Genomic DNA, 20,231 nt, shown 5'->3' with positions numbered 1-20,231 from the left:
TGTGATTCCCGTCAATAGCTTAGTCAAACAAGCCCGATCCTAATTCTAGTTCTGACATTTTCCGCAGTAAAAGGTTGATCGGCCACTATCCACTTTGCGCAGGACCGGTGCACCACAATGGCAAAGCTCGCCTTCCCGGCCATAGACCAGCCATTGCTTAGAGAAATAGCCCAGTTCACCGTCCGGCTGCACAAAATCCTTCAGGGACGATCCTCCGGCAGCTATGGCCGATTCCAGCACCGCTTTAATCGCCGTAACGAGCTTATCATAGCGCGACCTTGATATACCGCCGCCCATACGGCTTGGCGCTATACCTGCCATATGCAAAGCCTCGCAAACATAGATATTACCGAGCCCCGCAACATTTCGCTGGTCGAGCAACAATTGTTTAATGGGTGCCTTGCGGTCCTTTGTTACCGCTTTCAGATAGGTCCCGTTAAATTCCTCACCCAAGGGTTCAGGGCCCATCACCGCAAACGGCCCAAATTCATCCAGCTCTTCCACACGAACCAGATCGAGCGACCCAAAACGGCGAGGATCGTTAAGCACAAGCCGCCGATTCTCTTCAGTCTCGAGCACCAAATGGTCATGCTTTTCCAGCTCTGCCGGATCAATTCGCCAGCGCCCCGACATGCCTAGATGAAAGATCATGACATCCCCGCGATCTGTCTCGATCAGTCCATATTTTGCCCGTCGGGACAATTGCACGACCCGCGCGCCCGTCATACGTTGACGCAAATCGACGGGAATCGGTCGCCGCAAATCGGCGCGGCGCGGCTCGACGAGCGTTAGCCTCTTACCTTCCAGCACCGGGCGTAAACCCGCCACCGTTGTCTCAACTTCTGGTAGTTCCGGCATTTAAGCCCCTCAGATAATCACAATTTCGCTTTTTCCAGCAGCTACAGGGTGATTGCAGTGCTGCCAAGGCTCGTCTAATGCTTGTCATTGAAAACCGCTCCACATCAGATTCTATGGGGCCAATTCCAAAGGCTGAGCAACCAATATATGATTGATACAAAGACAGTCTCTTTTGGCCACGAAGAAGTGGCCGAGGATGAAAAAGTAGGCCGGGTTGGCAAAGTCTTCTCCAGCGTCGCTAGCAAATATGATGTGATGAACGATGCTATGAGCGCGGGCACCCACCGGCTGTGGAAGGACCGTTTCGTACGCCGGGTCAAACCGCGCGAAGGCGAAGATATACTCGATATGGCGGGCGGCACCGGAGACATTGCTTTTCGGATGGTTGATAGCGGTGCAGATATAACAGTTGCAGACATCAATGCCGATATGCTGTCCGAAGGGCTGGACCGTGCGATCAAAAAAGGCGAAGGTCGGCTGGTCTGGAGCGAGCAAAATGCTGAAGAGCTTAGCTTTCCGGATGCCCATTTCGATGCCTATACAATCGTATTTGGCATTCGCAATGTCACCCATATCGAAAAAGCACTGGAAGAGGCCTATCGCGTTTTGCGATTTGGCGGGCGGTTTTACTGCATGGAATTTTCAAAGACCTTGTGGCCCGGATTTGACAAGGTTTATGATTTTTATTCACACCGGATTATGCCCAAAATTGGCAAAGCTGTTGCGGGTGATGAAGACAGCTATCGCTATCTTGCAGAATCCATTGACCGGTTTCCGCATATGGAGAAATTTCGCGGCATGATAGAGGATGCTGGATTTTCCCAGACAAAGGTCGAACCCATGATGGGCGGCTTGGTCGCTATCCATAGCGGCTGGAAGGCCTGAGCATCCAACTGACATGACATCATCCATAACCCATATCTTACGCCTGCTCAAATGGGGCCGTACTCTTGCCAAACATGGCGCGTTGCGGGACATAGAGAAGCATAAAACCACGCCGCCGCAAGTCCGGCGGCTGTTCCGCATTGCGCGGCTGGGTACGATCCAGCCCAAAACGCCCAATTACTCGGCAGCGCTACAAGCCATTGGTCCCGCAGCCATTAAACTTGGCCAGACATTAGCGACACGGCCGGATATCATCGGTACAGAAGCAGCGCGCGACCTGCTACAATTGCAGGACAACCTGCCGCCGGTGGCCTTTGAAAAAATCACGGACGAGATTGAAGCGAGCCTCGGTAAGCCGATAAGCGCTCTCTACAGCCATATTGATCCCGAGCCGGTTGGGGCAGCCTCCATCGCGCAGGTCCACCGTGCTACCACACTTGAGGGCAAGGATGTCGCTGTCAAAGTGCTGCGCCCCGGCATCATCAAGAAATTCACCGCTGACATAGAAACCTATGAGTGGGCAGCAGCGCATCTCGAAGCGATGGGCGGCGAAGCCAAACGGCTGCGGCCACAATTGGTTGTCGCCAATTTTCGGCGCTGGACCATGCGCGAGCTTGACCTGCGCCGTGAAGCTGCATCAGCCTCTGAGCTAGCGGAGCATATGGAAAATGTCGAGCAGTTTGAAATTCCAGCAATAGATTGGGATCGGACATCCGGCCGCGTCCTGACGCTGGATTGGGTCGACGGGATTAAAATATCGCGACGTGATGAACTAATAGCTGCAGGCCATGATCTCAGCGATATCGCGAACCGGTTGGTGCACACCTTCCTCAAACAGGCGATAGAAGCCGGCTATTTCCATGCTGACATGCATCAGGGCAATTTATTCGTAAAAGCAGATGGAACCATCGTCGCGATCGACTTTGGCATCATGGGCCGAATCAATAAAAAAGCACGTTTCTGGCTGGCAGAAATATTATACGGCCTGACCACCGGCAATTATAAACGGGTCGCGGAAATCCATTTCGAGGCCCAATATGTGCCCGATCACCATATCATGGAAGAATTTGCTACAGCCTTGCGCGCTGTCGGTGAGCCAATGCGCGGCAAGCCAGTGAGCGAACTTTCTGTGGGCGATATGCTCGACGGACTATTTGCGATTACCCGCGATTTTGACATGGAAACCCAACCGCATCTTTTGTTGCTTCAAAAAACAATGGTGATGGTTGAGGGGATTGCAACCGATCTCAATCCGGAAATTAACATGTGGGATGCAAGCGGACCCTATGTGAAAAACTGGATCCGTGGGGAACTGGGGCCAGAAGCCGCCATTGCCGACCGGATTAATTCGGACATGGATACGCTATTAATGTTGCCCGATATTGTTCGCCGACTGGACGCACAATTACCCCGTCAGGGCGGCGCACCGCCCCAACCGCCAGTGGCTGATATTGAATTGCTGTGGGAGAAACGAAAAACTGGACAGGGTGGCGGATTTTTACGCTATGCGCTGACGGCTCTGATTGCCGGGGCAGCTAGTGCTGGGGCCGTTTGGATGATAGTAAACTGATATGAACAGTCCGAAACATATCCTGCTGATCATCGGTGGTGGAATAGCCGCTTATAAATCCTCTGAACTCATCCGTCTGATCAAGAAGTCCGGAATGACAGTGCGCTGCGTACTCACCGAATCAGGAGCGCAATTTGTAACTCCGATGACTCTGGCGGCATTGTCCGAGAATGAGGTCCACACCACACTTTGGTCGCTGAAAGACGAAACCGAGATGGGGCATATACAATTGTCCCGTGAAGCCGATTTAGTAGTGGTCTGTCCGGCAACCGCCAATCTGCTCGCAAAAATGGCGGGCGGGATTGCTGACGATCTGGCGACGACATTATTGCTCGCCACCGATACACAGGTCCTCGCCGTTCCAGCTATGAATTTAAGGATGTGGAACCATCCGGCAACCCAGCGCAATATCGAGCAGTTGCGCCGTGATGGCATTATCGTCATGCAACCAGATGAAGGCGACATGGCCTGCGGTGAATTTGGCCCCGGCCGTCTGCCCGAACCACCTGCGGTTTTAGCAGAAATAATGAATCACGTTATCGGCGAAAATATAGTTGGGCCTAACCCACTGGAAGGCCAGCCAGCCTTCGCGCCGGACCAGCATCGTCCGCTTCATGGCAAGCATGTGCTCGTAACAGCGGGCCCGACCCGCGAACCGATTGATCCGGTACGCTATATCGCGAATCGATCCTCCGGACGTCAGGGATTTGCTATTGCCGCAGCAGCAGCGGACGCTGGTGCACAAGTCACACTAGTCGCCGGACCAGTCCATTTACCGACACCGACCGGGGTAATGCGCGTCGATGTGGAGACGGCGCTGGAGATGGAAGCCGCTGTGCATGATGCTTTGCCTGCGGACGTTGCGATTATGGTCGCAGCTGTAGCAGACTGGCGTGCAGACACGCGTGCGGATCAAAAGATAAAGAAACAAAAGGGTGATGCGCCTGCACCGCTCAAGCTCACGGAAAACCCTGATATATTGGCTGGCCTTGCCAAACATTCCCAGCGGCCCGGCCTGCTGATCGGATTCGCGGCTGAAACTCAAAAAATTGACGAACACGCCCGTGCCAAGCTCACCAAAAAAGGCTGTGATTGGATAATCGCTAATGACGTATCAGGAGATGTCATGGGCGGCGCAGAAAATAGCGTCCATATCGTCACCGCTGATGGCACTGAAATCTGGGCACGCCTTCCCAAACCAGAAGTCGCACGGCGGCTGGTTGCAAAAATTGTCGAAGAGATTTGAGGACTATATGTTTGAACCGATTGAAATAGCCGTAAAGCGGCTGGATGCCGCCGACGACTTACCGCTACCTTCTTATGAAACGGCCGGATCAGCCGGTATGGACATTCGCGCTGCAGAAGCAGCCACTATCGCTACGGGTAAACGCGGCTTGGTCGGAACTGGCTTCGCCTTTGCAATTCCAGAAGGCTATGAAGTACAAGTGCGCCCTCGTTCCGGTCTGGCGCTCAAAAAAGGCATATCGGTCCTCAACTCTCCCGGAACAATCGACAGTGATTATCGCGGCGAAATTAAAGTGATACTTGTCAATCTTGGCGATGAAGATTTTATCGTCGAACGCGGCGACCGGATCGCCCAGATCGTGGTGGCACCAGTGCAGCGCGGAAATCTGGTTGAAGTCGCTGACTTGGATGAGACGACACGCGGTTCTGGTGGCTTTGGTTCTACCGGTGTATAAATCGGAGAGCGGCAGGTTTTGTAACAAATGACCGAATTAACCGATGAACAGCTTGATAGATATGCCCGTCATATCGTCCTGAAAGACATTGGCGGTATCGGCCAGAAAAAGATTATCGACGCCCATATATTAATCATCGGAGCGGGCGGCATTGGTTGTCCGGCGATCCAATATCTCGCCGCAGCCGGAATTGGCGCGTTAACGATCATCGATGATGATGTCGTATCTTTGTCTAATCTGCAGCGACAGGTTCTCTTCACCACAGATGATGTCGGACAGCCTAAAGTTGCGGTCGCCAAAAAGGCGGCACAGAAAATCAACCCGGATGTATCAATAAATACAGTTAATCAAAGACTTACTGCGCAGCATTTCACAGATGATGCTGCAGCATTTTTTGAACAGTTTGACGTTATATTGGACGGATCCGACAATTATCAGACCCGGCTTTTGGTGTCGGACTATTCGCTAACCCATCATATACCCTTGGTGTCCGCCGCCATCGGTCAATTTCAGGGGCAGCTTGGTATATTCCGCGGATGGGAAAATGATAAACCTTGCTATCGCTGTTTCGTCGGAGACGCGCTGGACCCTGATGATTGCGATAATTGCTCCGAAGTCGGTGTTCTCGGTGCGATGGTTGGCCTGATGGGGAGCTTTGCAGCGATGGAAGCGATCCGGGTTGTCACTGGCTTCGGCGATGATCCGGCGGGAAAGCTGCAATTATTCGATGGGCTTCGCCCCTCCATGCGTGGCATCAACTTACCCAAAGATCCCGAATGCAAAAGCTGCGGGTCGCTGACCGAGGGCTGATTTGCCTTTTTTCCGTTATCGCTTAAGCATTACGTCACAAAATCGCGTTCCTGATGAGAGAATATCATCGACCCAGGCCGGGACAAGCTCCCCTGCTTTTCCCATCCTGCTCTCATTAAAATATAGACTGCCATCAGACGGGTCCAAATTCATCTCTAACGTTAGCGCCCCATAATGCCGGGCAGACCGAACAAAGCCCGCTGCGGGATAGACTGCGCCCGATGTGCCAATCGACACAAACAGATCGCATTGCGATAAAGCCGACTCTATCCGATCCATCTGATAGGGCATTTCACCAAACCAAACGATATCGGGACGCATAGCAGATTGGCGGCAATGAGGACATACAGGTCCATCTGACAAATTGCCGGCCACCGGGGAACGTTCTCCGCAAGCAAGACACAGGCCGCTAAGCAATTCTCCATGCATGTGCAGTAGTCGTTTTGATCCGGCGCGGTTATGTAGATCATCCACATTTTGCGTGACCAGCAGCAAATCTCCTCCCCAAGCAGCATCAAGCTGCGCCAGCGCTAGATGCGCGGGATTGGGCTGCACACCCTGTAGCTTGGCGCGCCGTTCGTCATAAAATTTCTGAACCAGAATCGGATGCCGCTGAAATGCCTCTGGCGTAGCAACATCTTCCACCCGATGCCCTTTCCACAGGCCATCCGGCCCGCGAAAGGTTGCAACACCGCTTTCCGCACTGATTCCCGCACCGGTCAGTATGACAATATTGTTTATTTCGCGCATAACGCTATGCCAGCAGCTTCAGCTACATAATGCAAGCCTATGGAAATGGAAATATGACATCTATCGGGATTATCGGCAGCAAAGGCCGGATGGGCCACGCCCTCGTCAACGCGATTGGTGAGCGGGACGAACTTAGTCACGCTGGCGGTGTAGATCAGGATGATGATTTTGCAGCCCTGCTTAGCAATTGCGACGTCCTCGTCGATTTCTCCACTCCGGTAGGGTTAGCCGAACGACTCGACCTCTGTGCCAAGGCCGGAAAGCCAATCGTAGTGGGAACCACTGGACTGGAACCAGCTCATCACCTGTCGATTGATGCCGCAGGAAAATCGATTCCGGTTCTACAGACCGGCAACACATCGCTTGGCGTGACCATGTTGGCCGCCCTTGTCAAAGAAGCGGCTGCGCGGCTTGGCGACGACTGGGATATTGAAATTGTCGAGATGCATCACCGGCACAAAGTTGATGCGCCGTCTGGTACAGCGCTGCTGCTCGGCGAGGCGGCCGCAAAAGGCCGTGGGATCAAGCTGGACGATCATAGTGAGCGCGGCCGCGACGGACATACAGGCGCACGGGCCAAAGGCGCTATCGGCTTTGCATCACTGCGTGGCGGATCGGTCGCAGGGGACCATCAGGTCATATTGGCGACCGATGAAGAACGAATCGAACTTATACACCGTGCCGAAAACCGGATGATCTTCGCGCGGGGAGCCGTGAAAGCGGCATTATGGCTGACACAGCAGAAACCGGGGCGCTATGACATGACGGATATGCTCGGTCTGAAATCATAGCTCACATATGAAAAAAGACGATATTTTTGAGTTTTATTCACGACTCGCAGCGGATAATCCCTCACCCGAAACAGAACTAAACTACGGCAATGTCTATCAACTTGTCGTGGCCGTCGCTTTATCTGCGCAATCCACCGATATCGGAGTCAACAAAGCCACCCGGGCGCTTTTTGAACGGGTTAAAACGCCGGAGCAAATGGTTGAACTAGGCATTGATGACCTGAAAGAACACATCAAGACAATTGGCCTGTTCAATACCAAAGCCAAAAATGTTATCGCTTTATCCGAAATGCTGATCGCCGATTTTGGCGGGGAAGTGCCCGCCGACCGTGACGAACTGACCAAGCTCCCCGGTGTTGGTCGTAAAACTGCCAATGTCGTCATGAATTGCGCTTTTGGGGCCGAAACTTTTGCCGTTGATACGCATATTTTCCGGGTTGGAAACCGCACCGGGCTCGCACCAGGGAAAACAGTATTAGCAGTTGAAAAAAAGCTGGAAAAACAAACACCCGGCCCCTTTCGCGTGCATGCCCATCACTGGTTAATCCTGCATGGCCGCTATATCTGCAAGGCACGAAAGCCGGAATGCTGGCGCTGTCCGGTATCCGACCTGTGCCGGTTCAAAAAGAAAACGCATGCGCCCTGAATCACTTATATCCGCCTTGGTTGTTCAGCTTCTAGAAATCCTGACAGGTGTATTTTTGCGTTTAGGTTTCCATTTAGTCTAGGGAGAGACAGTATGAAGCTATTCGCTCCGATCCTCATCGGCTCGATTCTCGCCTTAGCTGGCGTCGCCTATGCAGGCGAAAAACGCTCGAATGACGATAATTATGTTATCGAGACAGTTGGCGATGCTAAAAGCTGTATCAACCGCTCCCAGATTCGCTCGACCAATGTCATCGATGACCAAACAATTGATTTTGAAATGAATAATGGCGACATATACCGAAATGAATTGCCCAATAAGTGCAGCGGCTTGGGCTTTGAAAAAGCATTTTCCTATAGCCCGTCGAACAACCAACTCTGCAGTGTTGATATTATACATGTGCTCAGTAGCTCCGCAGGTCGGCTTGATACGCGCGCGGCATGCGGTCTTGGGAAATTCCAAAAGATAACAAAGACCAAGTTGGAAAAGACCAGCAAGTAAAATAGACCCACTATCTTCCAAATTAGTGATTGGCAAAGCGGCATCCCCGCTGCTAAGCGCTTTTACTTGGCAGATATGCCTCAGCACCCGTAGCTCAGCTGGATAGAGCGCTGCCCTCCGAAGGCAGGTGTCAAGCTGAGAGCTGAAAATAGAAAGGAATTTTTTTCGTTTGTTTTACGTAACTTACAGGTTTTGGCCATATTGTCTTCACACCGCCAAAATTTCCGCGTAAGCACTGCGTAAGCAGTATGCACCCGTAGCTCAGCTGGATAGAGTGTCGCCCTCCGAAGGCGAAGGTCACAGGTTCGAATCCTGTCGGGTGCGCCACAGCTTTTTGATTTCGGTTCTATGGCCAACTTTCCATTTCTAGTCGATGCGAAAAAATCCAAGACTCTCATCCGCAGGATGACAACACGGCCCTGAAGATGCGCGGGTTGCTGTCCAGACACTAACCTGACAGGGGCGCTTTTTAGTCATGAAAGGGGGTGTGGCTTTGGACGGTCACCAGCTATCGATTGGGTTCCTGAAACACCTTGCAATTGTGGTTTTTGGATGGCCATTTGGAGTTCTGAAATCAATGCCGAGAGTAGGAACGAATTGGCTAAGCGTAAACCTAAAGTGATCAAGACAAACAGCAAAATGTGGACCGTTTTCGGACAGTTTGGTCGACCACTTCGGGTGCACAACCAGACGTTCTTTCTGTCTCGCATCAAGTCTTTCTGTAAGCACATCGGAACTTTTTCACTCCAAGTCCGACATTCGCTATCGAAATGAGATTCTATGTCGGAACGGCGCAGGCGGATTTCGCAAAATTCGTGCCAGGAAAAAACCCTCTTGATGAAACGAACATTGAATAGCTTGGTTTAACCCCTATCATCTACGATCTAGTTTCATGAACCCGCTCCGAAACCGCGGTCAAACTCAGAAAGTCCTGTACAATGCTGGCGTTCAAAAAATTCATTTTTCGACTGCCCGAAAGAATATGGTTTCGGGCATTGTTGTTCTGCCTGGCCGCAATTGTCGCGGTGGTCGCGGCCAGGTGGATCGGTCCGCTCATTCCCTATAATTATGATCTGGAGCTCGCGAGCGGATCGGTCGGTGATTTGCTGACGATATTGGCGTCGAGCATGCTGGCGGTGATCGCCTTTTCCGTTTCGATCATGATTGCCGCCTATAGCTCCGCAACCAATACGGCCACGCCGCGGACCATTACGCTGATGCTGGCCGACGACCGATCACAGAATGCTCTGTCGACTTTTCTGGGAACCTTTCTGTTCAGTATCGTGGGCATCATCGGATTGTCTGCGAATTTCTATGGTGACAAAGGCCGTGTTCTGCTGTTTTTCGCGACTATTGCGGTGATCATCATCATTACGGGCACGCTGATCAGCTGGATCCAGCAGCTGTCGACCTTTGGACGAATGCGCGACCTGATTGAACGGGTGGAAAAGGCGGCATCAAAAGCGCTGAAATGGCATGGTGAAAACCCTTACCTGGGCGCGGAACCAGCGGTGGCTGTACCGGAAGATGCGGTGGCTGTGAGCTGCGAGACGGCAAGCGGGCTGGTGACCACAATTGATATGGCCGCGTTGCAGGAAGCAGCAGACAAGCATGACGTGACGGTTCATCTGGCAGTGTATCCCGGCCAACTGATTTATCCCGCCCGGGAGCTGCTCTATCTGGAAGGGGGCGAACCGCTCGAGATTGATCCACAGCCATTCCGGGACACAATCCTGATCGAACGCGACCGGAGTTTTGAACAGGACCCCAGATTTGGTCTGGTTGTGCTTTCCGAAATCGCATCCCGCGCGCTGTCACCCGCAGTGAATGATCCGGGTACTGCGATCGCCGTCATCAACAGTGGCCTGCGCTGTTTTGAGGCTTTCGCCGAAACGCGCGCGGAACTATCAGATCCTGATGTTCGCTATTCCAGGCTGCATTGTGCTGAAATCGAGCTCACCAGCTTGTTTGATGATTTTTTCACGAAGATTGCAAGGGACGGACGCGGCAATATTGAGGTGCAACAGCGAATCCAGCTGGTATTGCTCGCGCTTAAAAGTTCGTGGCCGGAAATATTTTCTGACACTGCAGACGATACCAGCCGCGATGCACTGGTGAGAGCCGAGAGTTCGATCACGCACGAAAAGGACATCAATGACCTGAAAGCGCGATCAAGGAAGGTTGTCGGTGCCAATAAATAGCAAAAGGGCCAACCGAATTGCTCGATTGGCCCTCCTCTAGTTCCCCAAAAGGGAAATTCTGAATTATTGTGCGAGAACGCCTTCTTCTTCGTCGGCTTTCTCTTCAAGAACATCGGCCTTGTCTTCCAGCGCTTCGGCTTTTTCTTCCATGGCTTCTTCGCCAGCTTCGGTCGGAGCTGCATCCGCGGCGGCTTCCGCCTCATCGGCTGCTACTTCAGCTTCCTGCGCTTCTACTTCCGTTGCTGTTTCTGCGCCGCTTGTGTCTTCTTGCGCACATGCGGTCAAAGCCAGAGCTGCTGCCGTCGCGGTGAAAATGGTTAGTTTACTCATTTTGTATTCCTTCATTCCTAGATGAAGAGACAACAAATTGCCCCTCTGCAATCACCAACAAGCGACGTCCGGCATGGTTCCAAAATAGTCTAGGGATGCAATTTACCACTGCACCGAAACCGACGGGTCAATCCCTGCCCGGCAGAATTTCATTATCCGGTTCCCCGCCATGGAGCACCGAAATATCACCAGTGGGTTCGAGGATGATACCGTGAACATCGGAAATCTTGAGCGCGTTTGCCTCGCGCATTTTCCCGAAAAGATCGTCTCTGGTAATCCTTGCACAGTCCATGTTGTCTTCCAGAAATTCCCCCTCCCTGAACAGCCAAACGGGATCATTGGATATAGCGTCTTTGGCGCTATCCGATGCCCTGCGAAATTTGCTGATGACAAATTGGGCAAGCAGCAAGGCACTGATTCCGCCCACTGCCTGCAAATAGCCCGGCCAGGAACTAGCCGTCATCGCGGTCGCCAGCAGTGATCCGATTGCCACCGTCGTTACAAAATCGAAGGCGGTCATTTTGGAGAATGAGCGCAATCCGACAACACGCACGTTGATCACTACCCAGACCAGCGCGACCGGTCCAAGGATTGCGATCTTGAGGATCAGGTTGATTGTTGTGTCATCTGAAAACATTTGGCTTTTTCTCCCCGATCTCCCGCAACAACCGACGACAGGCGGAATAGTTGCCACCGCATGACGTTTTGTTGGAACATATCATGAACATGTGATAATGCTAGCGGATGCCCAAAATGAATCGCGCCGAAAAGCTGGCGATCCTCGCGGACGCCGCAAAATATGATGCTTCCTGTGCTTCCAGCGGGTCGGTGAAGCGCAATAGTCTGAAATCCGGCGGTATCGGATCGACGACAGGCATGGGCATCTGCCACAGCTATGCGCCGGATGGTCGCTGTATCTCGCTGCTCAAAATCCTGATGACCAATTACTGCATGTTCGATTGCCTCTATTGCATCAACCGGACGTCGAGCAATGTCCGCCGCGCGGCGTTCACCGTGCAGGAGATTGTCGATCTCACGCTGGATTTTTACAAGCGAAATTATATCGAGGGGCTTTTCCTGTCGTCGGGGATTATCCGCAGTCCGGACCACACGATGGAGCAACTGGTCGAGGTCGCACGCAAATTGCGGGTCGAGAACCGGTTCTGGGCAGCACGGCGGCACATTGCTTGATCGGGAAAAAGATCACGCTGTCGCGATATCGCGGGCAGTTTTTCGATCTGGAGGACAATCAGAGATTGCTGATCACCGTCCATCCCTCCTATTTGCTCCGTATTCCGGACGCGGCGGGACGGAAAATCGAATATGAAAAATTTGTCCGTGATCTGGCGCTGGCAAGAGCAAACCCCCTAACTTGAGTCTGCTGGTCATAATGTTCGCGAATATTGCGCCCTGACGCCGTTTTCCTGGAACCTTTTCCATCCCCATTCGTTGATGCACAAGCTATCAATGAAAGGAACTACCAATGGGAAATACCAGATTTCCGAAAGACAGCCTCGTGGTGGTCGCCACCGGCGCGGGCGCGAAGATGTTCCGGAACACCGACAAGACCGGCGATGTAAGTCTCAAATCAGAGGGTGAACTGGAGCCGAAGGATTTGGCGTTAGAGGGACCCTCTGGTTCCTATGTTCCGGAATCCTCTCAGCAGGAGACTGATGAAGCGACCTTCTCGAAGCAGTTGGCGCACCATCTTTACAATCGCGCGCATGACGGAGATTATGATCATCTTGTTTTCGTCGCAGACCCCGATACGCTCGGCGAAGTACGTCCGGTTTTACATCAGGAAGTGAAAGACAAGATCATTCTTGAACTCGACAAAACCCTGACCAACTCGCCGATCGATCAGATTGAGAAATCCCTCCGCGCGGCGTGACGAAGCTAGCGCACCCCAAACCCCCAACAAAAGGAAAACTAAATGACTGATATTTTTATTCGTCTGAAAGAAGACCATGACAAGCATCGCGAGATGCTCGAGCGTGTTGCCGATACGAGCGGCGACGCCAAGGAACGGCGAGAGGCATTCGAAACACTTCGCATAGACGTGTCCGCGCATGCCAATGCGGAGGGGCAGTCTCTATATGCCGAAATGCTGGGCCGTCCGGAAATGCAGGATGAAGGCCGCCATTCGGTTGCCGAGCACAAGGAAATCGACGATTATTTCGAAGAATTGTCCGACAAGGATTTCGACGATACCGGCTGGCTGACGCGGTTCAAGACGCTGAAACATCGGCTGGAACACCATATGGAAGAAGAAGAGAATGATATCTTCCCGGTGGCGAAAAAAGGTTTGAGCGAGGAAAAGGCCAGCGAACTTCTCCGGAAGTTTGACGAGCGCAAACCGGCGGAAATGGACAAGGTCGCGTAGTACCTTAAACAACACCGCCGCACGCTTGATGCAACGAAATCAAACGTGCGGCGTTGATCAGGCATAACCAAGGAGATGCTATCATGGCAAAACGCTATATTATCAGAACCCTCGCAGCCGCTGCCGTATCAGCCGCTGCGAAAATGATCATCAAGAAGATACAGGAAAATCGGAAAGACGGTGACGAGCGTGTCGACGAAGACAGTTACACGACGGCTTATCCACCGCAGACTGCCTGATTAAAGCCAAACGAATAAAGGCTCCCGGCCCGTTAAAGGCCGGGAGTTTTTTTATGTCAATTGGTACGCATCGCCCTCAATCATTGGAAGCGAGTGGGATCTTCTCCTTGAAAGTATGCGTGATGTACGGGAACGGAATTTCAATGCCTGCATCGTCAAGCGCTCGCTTGATGTTGCGGACCACCTGATCGCGGCTGTCATGCATCTCGCGCTGCCCGGATCCGGACCACCACCTGACCTTGTAGTCCACCGAACTTGAATTGAACTCGCAGGCGAAAACATCAATCGTTCTGTTCGTGTCCACGACTTCGGTTTCCTCAACGGCTTTTCTGATGACTGCCTGCGCGTTTTCCAGATCGGTATCATAGGACACGCCGACAACGACATCGTGGCGACGCTGGTCCTTATCAGTGAGTATCTCAACCGGATTTTTAAAAAGGATGGAATTCGGCACGATGTTCAATTCATTGGATAGCTTGCGAACATGCGTTTCGCGCAGCAGTATCTTTTCAACCCTACCTTCAATATCGTCACATTTAATATAATCACCGATGCGCATCTTTTCGCGCAACATAATCAGAATTCCGGCGAGGAAATTCTCGAAAATATCCTGGAACGCGAAACCGATAGCGACGGTACCGATACCAAGCCCGGCAACAAGACTGCCCGGCGTCAATCCCGGAAGCAATATCGTCAATGAGACCAACAAGCCAACCGTCCAGATACTGATCCGGACGAGAGTGTCGATCAATTCCTGGAGAGAGGGCCGCATATTGGTCTTGGCAGTGATGCGATCTGCGATTTTGCTCGCAAATCGGGCGATGATCCAGGTCACAATCAGGAACAGGATCGCAATGACAAGGCTGGGCATTAGCTGGACCAGCCCCTCCCACATGGATTTGAGCTGCTCAATCAGGATTTCGAGCGTGTTTAGTGATGTGTCTACCGAGTTTTCCATTCTCGACATACGCTGGAACCAGATATTGGTTCCGTTCCGTATCTGATATCATCATAAAAAACCCCGACAGCGAGGCTGCCGGGGCTAAGTTTGTGATCCAGGTAGATCACCCACAATGTGGTTATAGTTTGCTATACAGCAGCAGCACTACCTTTTGGTCCAATAAAGTACCATAAAATTAGTCCGACTAGCGGAAGGATCAGGATGATCGCGCTCCAGATAATCTTGCTTCCGACAGATGACCCGCTACCCCAAACGCTCAGCAGCGCCCAGATATCCAAAGCAAGGATGACTAAACCAATAATACCATATTCGATGTTAAATTCCTTTCATTCGTGGGGTTTTGCGCGGTTGGATTACGCAGCGTCTTCCAGTTGATCGATCAGCCGGCCATCAGCGCGGAGTTCGCCCTGATATTTCTTCAGCAAAGCGCGCGCGGACGGGCTCAGGTCATCGTTTTCCAGTGCGTCTTCAAATTGTTCGCGCAGATGTTTTTCGCCATTGTCGACCGCTTCGATCGCGGCATTGTCATTGTCCTGCACCGCAGCACGGATTGACAGAAATGTCCTGTGCATGTTCGCCAGGATCGAACCATCGTCATCAGGCGTTCCGCCAAGTTCGACAATGTGGTTGCGTACATCAGCAGCCATCGCACGACGTGAGGCAGCACGGCGCCCAAAAAGTTGCTTAAAAGCCGGGCGATCAGCTACTTCGGCGGCTTTTTCATAGCCGTCGGTTGAATCGATCAGCGTTTCCAGAACGTCGTTCAGGATGGTGTTGGTTTGTTCGTTTGTCATAATGTCCTCTTTTTTTGGAAGTCTACCCAATCAACCGCCAGCCCCTATGAGCGTTCCCAAATATATTTTATTTTTGACCCGGAACTTTTCTTTTGGAAGAGCGTTAGGAACAAATTCGGGAGGCGCGTATATTCAACAAATTTCCAGATTTTTTCATGTTCGCCGCGGCAGTTGCGATACTTGGCGCTCCTACTCAAAAGCTTGCCGCTCAAGTTGACGCGGAAGAGGCAGCAGCACCCACGCAGCCAGCGATAGACGCGGAAACTGTTGGGGAAGATGATGAGGTTATAGCCGAGCGCCTCCGGGGAATTTTTGGCGAGATTGACGGTTTTGACAATATCAGGGTCGCGGTCGATTCCGGTGTGGTGCGCCTTTCCGGAACGCTCGAAGATCAGGCTGCGATAGACCGGGCCAGCGCTATTGCGCAGCGCGTGTCCGGTGTTGTCACTGTCGAAACTGATTTCGAACGCGATTTGTCTGTCGGCTCCAATGTCGAGCCGGTTGTTGATGATCTCAGCAGCAGTTTCGACCAATTTCTTGCTGCGCTGCCGTTGATAGGTGTTGCACTGCTGGTGGCAATACTGGTTGGATTATTTGGCCATTTCATCGCCTCGCTGAAATCGTTCTGGCAAAAGATCACGCCCAATGTCTTTCTGGCCGAACTCGTTGCCAGTTCGGTGCGGGTGATTTTCATTGGCCTGGGGATATTCATCGCACTAGACATACTCGGGGCGACTGCCGCGATTGGCGCAGTACTTGGCGGTGCCGGCGTTATCGGCCTCGCGGTTGGCTTCGCGCTGCGCGATACCGTAGATAACTATATCTCCAGTATCATGCTGAGCATCCGGCAGCCATTTCGCGCAAACGATCATGTCCTGGTCGGTCAGCAGGAAGGTCGCGTAGTTCGTCTGACGTCCCGCGCGACGATATTGATGACGCTTGAGGGCAATCATTTGCGCATACCCAATGCAACCGTCTTCAAAGCCGAAATACTAAACTATACCCGCAACCCGCAAAGGCGTTTTACCTTTGAGCTGGGCGTGGACGCTGATGATGACCCGGCCGCGGCGGTCGATACGGGCCTGCGCGCGATTAACGGTCAGGACTATGTGCTCGATGATCCCGAAGCCACGGCGGAAATCAGGGAAGTGGGCGATTCCAACATTATCATCGCTTTTCACGGCTGGGTGGATCAGCGCGAAAGCGATTTCAAGAAAGCACGGGGCGCGGCAATCCGCGTAACGAAAAATGCGCTGGAAGATGAAGGTTTTGCTCTGCCGGAGCCGATTTACCGGCTGCGTTTTGACGGCGGGTTACCTGATCAGGTAGTACAAAGATCTGGCTCCAAAAAGGGTGCCTCTGCCCCCAAACAAACGAAACCAACCGCGTCCGAAACCGATTTCGACGTTTCACCAGAAGATCACGTCGAACATCTGGTGGATTCCGAACGATCCGGGCAGTCCGAACCAGATTTGCTGGACAATAACCGCCCGGTTGAGTGACGGTATCGCCCCCTAACCTATGTTAGTGTAAAATGTAAAATCCTGTGCTAGCAGGCGTTACGGTTTAGCATGGCATACCGTGCGCTGGGTGTAAGGAAGTATCGGTTGTCGCAAAATTCCATCAGATCGCTGGTCTACATCAGCACCGCCAAGGCGGGCCTGCAAGAGGCTGACTTCTTGAAAATTGTTGAATCCGCCCAGCGCAATAACGAACTAAACGAAATTACAGGTCTACTCGTTTTCAATGGCACCAATTTCATGCAGCTGCTCGAAGGTGCGCCGGAAAGCGTGAACAATTGCATGGCGATCATTGCCAATGATCCGCGTCATAATGGTATCGTCATTCTCTCCAAAGACGGCAAACCAGAACGCGAATTTCCGGATTGGCATATGGCCAACATATTATTTCAATCTGGCAAAATTTCATCGGATAATCCGTTGGATAAGATACTTGGTCGCAAAGATGTGAGCAACGAAACGAGCGAGATTTTCAGAAATTTTTGCAGCCTGGGTTTGCCCACGAATAACGTGATGAAACCGGAATGATGGCATTTATCGGTTGTGACTGACATTCATTGAGTGGAAATTTTTCTGCTTTGCCTCTATGGAACTTTCTTCTAGGACATGTGTTGACTTCACATGAGTTTAGTAAAACGAGGCAAAATTGTCGGATCCAACCAACAAAGATGAACAACCTGGGCAAGCGAAGCAGGACGAAGAGCAAGATATGATTCACGTTGAAGCACAGGAAAGATTGGGAGCAGGTCTGAAGACCATGTATCACAACGTGCTTCAGGAACCATTGCCTGAGGACATGCTCGCCTTGCTGGACAAGCTGGACGACAGCGACAGTTCATCAGGTTCCGGATCCCCATCGAATGAGTGATCACAAGCAACTCAGCGCTGCAGATTTCAAGAAGGAACTGGCAGAGACCATCCCGCACCTGCGTGCATTTGGCCGCAGCCTGTCCGGCAACGCCGATCTGGCAGATGATCTCGTGCAAGACACTTTGCTCAAAGCATGGGCGGCGCGCGAGCGGTTCAAGGCAGGTACTTCGATGCGGGCCTGGACCTTTGTCATCCTGCGCAATACCTATTTTTCCAATATGCGGCGGAAGAAGTTTACCGCCAACTATGATGAGATTGTGGCCGAACGGATATTATCTGCGCCTGCTCCGCAGCAGGACCCGCTCCACCTTGCCGATTTGCAGCGTGGGTTGATGGAACTTTCTGATGATCAGCGCGAAGCAATTATTTTGGTCGGCGCTGGCGGATATGCTTACGAAGAGGCCGCAGAGATTGCTGGCTGCGCTATCGGAACGATGAAAAGCCGTGTTTCACGTGCCCGAAAAACGCTTGCAGGCATTTTGAAAAATGGCCGTTTCACTGCAGCGTCCGAAGGTGAAATAAATCCCACGGAAACCGCTTTGGAAAATATCATCGGCGCAGTTGATGAAATCGTCTCGGAAGTGCCCTGAAATCTCGATTATGCGGCTTCCGTCTGTTGGGAGAAGAATAGCGCTTGGCTGATGGCTGCGCGAATTGCATTTGATTGAAAAGGCTTGGTGATTAGGAAAGTTGGTTCCGGCCTCTCGCCCGTTAGCAATCGCTCCGGGAAAGCGGTTACGAAAATGACCGGAACTGAAAACTGATCCAATATATCTTTAACGGCATCAATGCCCGAGCTTCCGTCGGCAAGTTGAATATCGGCGAGCACCAATCCGGGTTTTGCTTTATCCACCGCCGCTAGCGCAGCTTTGTGCGTAGTTGCTGTGCCGCAGACATTATGTCCAAGCTCAGTAACGATCTGCTCCAACTCCATAGTAATGAGCGCTTCATCCTCGATGATAAGGACATCGGTGCGCATTTCGCGATCAATCTCGGCAATCGCTTCTTCCATCAATCCATTAATTGAATTTTCCCCAATATTGGCGATGTCGGCGACATCGAAAAGAGAGAATCCTTCCAGCGCGGTGAGCAAGAGGATTTGGCGGCTGATCGGAGGGATGGTCGTCAGCTGATCGTCGCCACTACCGGCGTCATCAACTTCAGAATACGCATTTGAGCTTTCCCAGATACGTCCGAAAATTTTGTAAATCTGCACGCGAATATCGCCACTGGTATCGATTGAATCCGGTTCGGCGATAATGGCTTCCAATGTTGCTTTCACATAGGAATCCCCGCTTTTTTGATTTCCGGTTAGCGCGCGCGCATAGCGGCGCAGATAAGGCAATTGCGGGCGAAGGGTTTCGGCTAGGGACATTCAAATTTACTCCGTGATGGGAAGCATACGCATCAAAACAAAAAGGGTTGCAAGGGAAGAGTCGATTATTTTTCACCAAATTCGCGTCTTTTGGGAACGATTAAACCCATTGCTCGTTGAAGCTATATGCAATCAAAAAAGGAGAAAACAATGTCCGGCAATTATTCCGAAGAATTAGGAGCCGTAAAGAAAGATATGAACTCGTTGAAGCAGGATTTTTCCAATCTGGTGAAATCTGTCACTGCTGACGCCAAGGAAAACGCTGCAGAGCTCCGTGCAACAGCAAAACAGAAAGCTGGAGAAGCGAGATCTAATGCTTTCGATGCTGGCTCCAAAGGAAAGGCAAAAGCGCGCGAGGCGGTTCGAGAAAATCCAATGAGCACATTGCTGGTGACGGCAGGTGTAGGCTTGATCGTCGGCGCCCTGCTCGCTCGCAGATAGATCGCAATTTAAATTATATAGGCAATTAAAAAGCGGGGCTGAAACCCCGCTTTTTTGTATGCTTGTGAAATGATTTTAAGCTATTTTCACAGTTTTGTTTTCACCCAGATCGGGCTTTTCGTCGGTGATCTTGGCTTTGGCCAGTTCCCAGCTTTGGACTATTGTAGAAGATGGCGATGACCAATATTCCGCTATTTCCGGTTTAAAGCAAATAGCAGAAACTTTTTGGTCATCCTTCTCGCATTGCAGCCATGCTTCGGCCCATGGTCCCCATAGGTCATCAATCTTATCTTGATTGCGGATCGTTTTCGCGCTGCCGGAAATCGAGATATATGTCTCCTTTTCCGGACAAGCATAGGTCAGGTTGGCCGTGCCATCTTTTGAAATTTCCCGTATCTTTTCAGATGCGGTTTCGGTCAGGAACCAGATTTCGCCAGTATCACGATGCAATTTGCCGGTCATCGGACGGCTTCGCAATTCAGCGTTATTCTCCGTCACCAGCATGGCGGTTCCGACATCGTCAATCATGTCATAAAGTTCTTCGAGATTCTCTTGGGTCATTGCGGACTCCTTGTTGTTCATTTTCACTCGGGGTTCATTCAAAAG

General features: G+C 51.7%; 27 protein-coding genes, 1 tRNA gene and 1 pseudogene. 20 read left to right on the top strand and 9 right to left on the bottom strand.

Annotated features, from left to right (window positions below; all coding sequences use genetic code 11):
• Positions 1-45: 45 nt before the first annotated feature.
• Positions 46-858: a bifunctional DNA-formamidopyrimidine glycosylase/DNA-(apurinic or apyrimidinic site) lyase gene (gene mutM / locus V7676_RS15920; RefSeq protein WP_335660596.1), complete on the bottom strand. Its 813-nt coding sequence runs from the start codon at positions 856-858 to the stop codon at positions 46-48.
• 147 nt (positions 859-1,005) lie between these two features.
• Here mutM and V7676_RS15915 point away from each other — a divergent pair, with 147 nt between their 5' ends.
• The 5 genes from V7676_RS15915 to V7676_RS15895 are packed head-to-tail and all read left to right on the top strand — an operon-like array spanning position 1,006 to position 5,823.
• Positions 1,006-1,743, top strand: coding sequence for a class I SAM-dependent methyltransferase (locus tag V7676_RS15915; protein ID WP_335660595.1), 738 nt, complete (start codon positions 1,006-1,008; stop codon positions 1,741-1,743).
• A 13-nt stretch (positions 1,744-1,756) separates the two neighbouring features.
• Positions 1,757-3,313: a 2-polyprenylphenol 6-hydroxylase gene (gene ubiB, locus V7676_RS15910; RefSeq protein ID WP_335660594.1), complete on the top strand. Its 1,557-nt coding sequence runs from the start codon at positions 1,757-1,759 to the stop codon at positions 3,311-3,313.
• 1 nt (position 3,314) lies between these two features.
• Entirely contained in the window at positions 3,315-4,559 is a 1,245-nt protein-coding gene (gene coaBC, locus V7676_RS15905) for a bifunctional phosphopantothenoylcysteine decarboxylase/phosphopantothenate--cysteine ligase CoaBC (protein WP_335660593.1), read from the top strand.
• A gap of 7 nt (positions 4,560-4,566) precedes the next feature.
• Positions 4,567-5,013 carry a dUTP diphosphatase gene (gene dut / locus V7676_RS15900; RefSeq protein WP_335660592.1) on the top strand — a complete coding sequence of 149 codons (447 nt, stop codon included), beginning with the start codon at positions 4,567-4,569 and terminating at the stop codon, positions 5,011-5,013.
• A gap of 27 nt (positions 5,014-5,040) precedes the next feature.
• Entirely contained in the window at positions 5,041-5,823 is a 783-nt protein-coding gene (locus V7676_RS15895) for a HesA/MoeB/ThiF family protein (protein WP_335660591.1), read from the top strand.
• A 15-nt stretch (positions 5,824-5,838) separates the two neighbouring features.
• On the opposite strand, the gene V7676_RS15890 is transcribed toward V7676_RS15895, so the two are convergent.
• Positions 5,839-6,573 carry an NAD-dependent deacylase gene (locus tag V7676_RS15890; RefSeq protein ID WP_335660590.1) on the bottom strand — a complete coding sequence of 245 codons (735 nt, stop codon included), beginning with the start codon at positions 6,571-6,573 and terminating at the stop codon, positions 5,839-5,841.
• A 53-nt stretch (positions 6,574-6,626) separates the two neighbouring features.
• On the opposite strand from V7676_RS15890, the gene dapB reads away from it, so the two are divergent.
• From dapB to V7676_RS15865, 5 genes are all read left to right on the top strand, one after another.
• Positions 6,627-7,364 carry a 4-hydroxy-tetrahydrodipicolinate reductase gene (gene dapB, locus V7676_RS15885; RefSeq protein ID WP_335660589.1) on the top strand — a complete coding sequence of 246 codons (738 nt, stop codon included), beginning with the start codon at positions 6,627-6,629 and terminating at the stop codon, positions 7,362-7,364.
• A gap of 7 nt (positions 7,365-7,371) precedes the next feature.
• Positions 7,372-8,010 carry an endonuclease III gene (nth, locus tag V7676_RS15880; protein WP_335660588.1) on the top strand — a complete coding sequence of 213 codons (639 nt, stop codon included), beginning with the start codon at positions 7,372-7,374 and terminating at the stop codon, positions 8,008-8,010.
• 93 nt (positions 8,011-8,103) lie between these two features.
• Positions 8,104-8,511, top strand: coding sequence for a hypothetical protein (locus tag V7676_RS15875; RefSeq protein ID WP_335660587.1), 408 nt, complete (start codon positions 8,104-8,106; stop codon positions 8,509-8,511).
• A gap of 250 nt (positions 8,512-8,761) precedes the next feature.
• Positions 8,762-8,838 (top strand) — tRNA-Arg (locus tag V7676_RS15870).
• A gap of 611 nt (positions 8,839-9,449) precedes the next feature.
• Positions 9,450-10,712 (top strand): DUF2254 domain-containing protein, encoded by a 1,263-nt coding sequence (locus V7676_RS15865; protein ID WP_335660586.1) that lies wholly within the window; start codon positions 9,450-9,452, stop codon positions 10,710-10,712.
• A 63-nt stretch (positions 10,713-10,775) separates the two neighbouring features.
• On the opposite strand, the gene V7676_RS15860 is transcribed toward V7676_RS15865, so the two are convergent.
• Together V7676_RS15860 and V7676_RS15855 are read right to left on the bottom strand one after the other, a co-directional pair.
• On the bottom strand, positions 10,776-11,042 hold the full coding sequence (locus tag V7676_RS15860; protein WP_335660585.1) for a hypothetical protein: 267 nt from the start codon (positions 11,040-11,042) through the stop codon (positions 10,776-10,778).
• Positions 11,043-11,169: 127 nt separating this feature from the next.
• Complete coding sequence (locus tag V7676_RS15855; RefSeq protein ID WP_335660584.1) at positions 11,170-11,679, bottom strand: DUF421 domain-containing protein; 510 nt, start codon at positions 11,677-11,679, stop codon at positions 11,170-11,172.
• 107 nt (positions 11,680-11,786) lie between these two features.
• Between V7676_RS15855 and V7676_RS15850 the strand changes: the two are divergent.
• The 5 genes and pseudogenes from V7676_RS15850 to V7676_RS15830 form a co-directional block, all read left to right on the top strand.
• Positions 11,787-12,206, top strand: a pseudogene (locus V7676_RS15850) (putative DNA modification/repair radical SAM protein); the annotation flags it as partial.
• 23 nt (positions 12,207-12,229) lie between these two features.
• Complete coding sequence (locus tag V7676_RS15845; RefSeq protein WP_335660583.1) at positions 12,230-12,418, top strand: hypothetical protein; 189 nt, start codon at positions 12,230-12,232, stop codon at positions 12,416-12,418.
• A gap of 107 nt (positions 12,419-12,525) precedes the next feature.
• Positions 12,526-12,933: a host attachment family protein gene (locus tag V7676_RS15840; RefSeq protein WP_335660582.1), complete on the top strand. Its 408-nt coding sequence runs from the start codon at positions 12,526-12,528 to the stop codon at positions 12,931-12,933.
• Positions 12,934-12,975: 42 nt separating this feature from the next.
• Positions 12,976-13,425 carry a hemerythrin domain-containing protein gene (locus tag V7676_RS15835; protein WP_335660581.1) on the top strand — a complete coding sequence of 150 codons (450 nt, stop codon included), beginning with the start codon at positions 12,976-12,978 and terminating at the stop codon, positions 13,423-13,425.
• A gap of 83 nt (positions 13,426-13,508) precedes the next feature.
• Positions 13,509-13,664, top strand: a complete 156-nt coding sequence (locus V7676_RS15830) for a hypothetical protein (RefSeq protein ID WP_335660580.1) — start codon at positions 13,509-13,511, stop codon at positions 13,662-13,664.
• A gap of 76 nt (positions 13,665-13,740) precedes the next feature.
• Here V7676_RS15830 and V7676_RS15825 read toward each other — a convergent pair whose 3' ends face one another.
• The 3 genes from V7676_RS15825 to V7676_RS15815 all read right to left on the bottom strand — a co-directional run bounded on the left by V7676_RS15825 (position 13,741) and on the right by V7676_RS15815 (position 15,419).
• Complete coding sequence (locus V7676_RS15825) at positions 13,741-14,631, bottom strand: mechanosensitive ion channel family protein (protein WP_335660579.1); 891 nt, start codon at positions 14,629-14,631, stop codon at positions 13,741-13,743.
• Between the two features lie 122 nt (positions 14,632-14,753).
• Positions 14,754-14,903: a PLDc N-terminal domain-containing protein gene (locus V7676_RS15820; RefSeq protein WP_335660578.1), complete on the bottom strand. Its 150-nt coding sequence runs from the start codon at positions 14,901-14,903 to the stop codon at positions 14,754-14,756.
• Between the two features lie 75 nt (positions 14,904-14,978).
• On the bottom strand, positions 14,979-15,419 hold the full coding sequence (locus tag V7676_RS15815; protein WP_335660577.1) for a ferritin-like domain-containing protein: 441 nt from the start codon (positions 15,417-15,419) through the stop codon (positions 14,979-14,981).
• A gap of 155 nt (positions 15,420-15,574) precedes the next feature.
• Between V7676_RS15815 and V7676_RS15810 the strand changes: the two genes are divergently transcribed.
• The 4 genes from V7676_RS15810 (at position 15,575) to V7676_RS15795 (ending at position 18,399) form a co-directional block, all read left to right on the top strand.
• A complete protein-coding gene (locus V7676_RS15810; protein ID WP_335660576.1) occupies positions 15,575-16,921 on the top strand; it encodes a mechanosensitive ion channel domain-containing protein in 1,347 nt (448 codons plus the stop codon).
• Positions 16,922-17,026: 105 nt separating this feature from the next.
• Complete coding sequence (locus V7676_RS15805; protein ID WP_335660575.1) at positions 17,027-17,467, top strand: BLUF domain-containing protein; 441 nt, start codon at positions 17,027-17,029, stop codon at positions 17,465-17,467.
• A gap of 118 nt (positions 17,468-17,585) precedes the next feature.
• Positions 17,586-17,807 carry a NepR family anti-sigma factor gene (locus V7676_RS15800; protein WP_335660574.1) on the top strand — a complete coding sequence of 74 codons (222 nt, stop codon included), beginning with the start codon at positions 17,586-17,588 and terminating at the stop codon, positions 17,805-17,807.
• The gene (locus V7676_RS15795) at positions 17,800-18,399 is read left to right on the top strand and encodes a sigma-70 family RNA polymerase sigma factor (RefSeq protein WP_335660573.1); all 600 of its coding nucleotides are present in this window, start codon (positions 17,800-17,802) and stop codon (positions 18,397-18,399) included. The genes V7676_RS15800 and V7676_RS15795 overlap by 8 nt, the downstream gene beginning before the upstream one ends.
• Before the next feature lie 8 nt (positions 18,400-18,407).
• Here V7676_RS15795 and V7676_RS15790 read toward each other — a convergent pair whose 3' ends face one another.
• Complete coding sequence (locus tag V7676_RS15790) at positions 18,408-19,184, bottom strand: response regulator (RefSeq protein WP_335660572.1); 777 nt, start codon at positions 19,182-19,184, stop codon at positions 18,408-18,410.
• Positions 19,185-19,334: 150 nt separating this feature from the next.
• On the opposite strand from V7676_RS15790, the gene V7676_RS15785 reads away from it, so the two are divergent.
• Positions 19,335-19,625 carry a DUF883 family protein gene (locus V7676_RS15785; protein WP_335660571.1) on the top strand — a complete coding sequence of 97 codons (291 nt, stop codon included), beginning with the start codon at positions 19,335-19,337 and terminating at the stop codon, positions 19,623-19,625.
• Between the two features lie 75 nt (positions 19,626-19,700).
• Here V7676_RS15785 and V7676_RS15780 read toward each other — a convergent pair whose 3' ends face one another.
• Complete coding sequence (locus V7676_RS15780; RefSeq protein ID WP_335660570.1) at positions 19,701-20,186, bottom strand: pyridoxamine 5'-phosphate oxidase family protein; 486 nt, start codon at positions 20,184-20,186, stop codon at positions 19,701-19,703.
• Positions 20,187-20,231 lie beyond the last annotated feature (45 nt).

Source organism: Parasphingorhabdus sp. (assembly GCF_036963805.1).
Classification (GTDB): Bacteria; Pseudomonadota; Alphaproteobacteria; order Sphingomonadales; family Sphingomonadaceae; genus Parasphingorhabdus.
The sequence above is the reverse complement of the archived record's forward strand: the minus strand, read 5'-3'. Positions and strand labels throughout refer to the sequence as shown.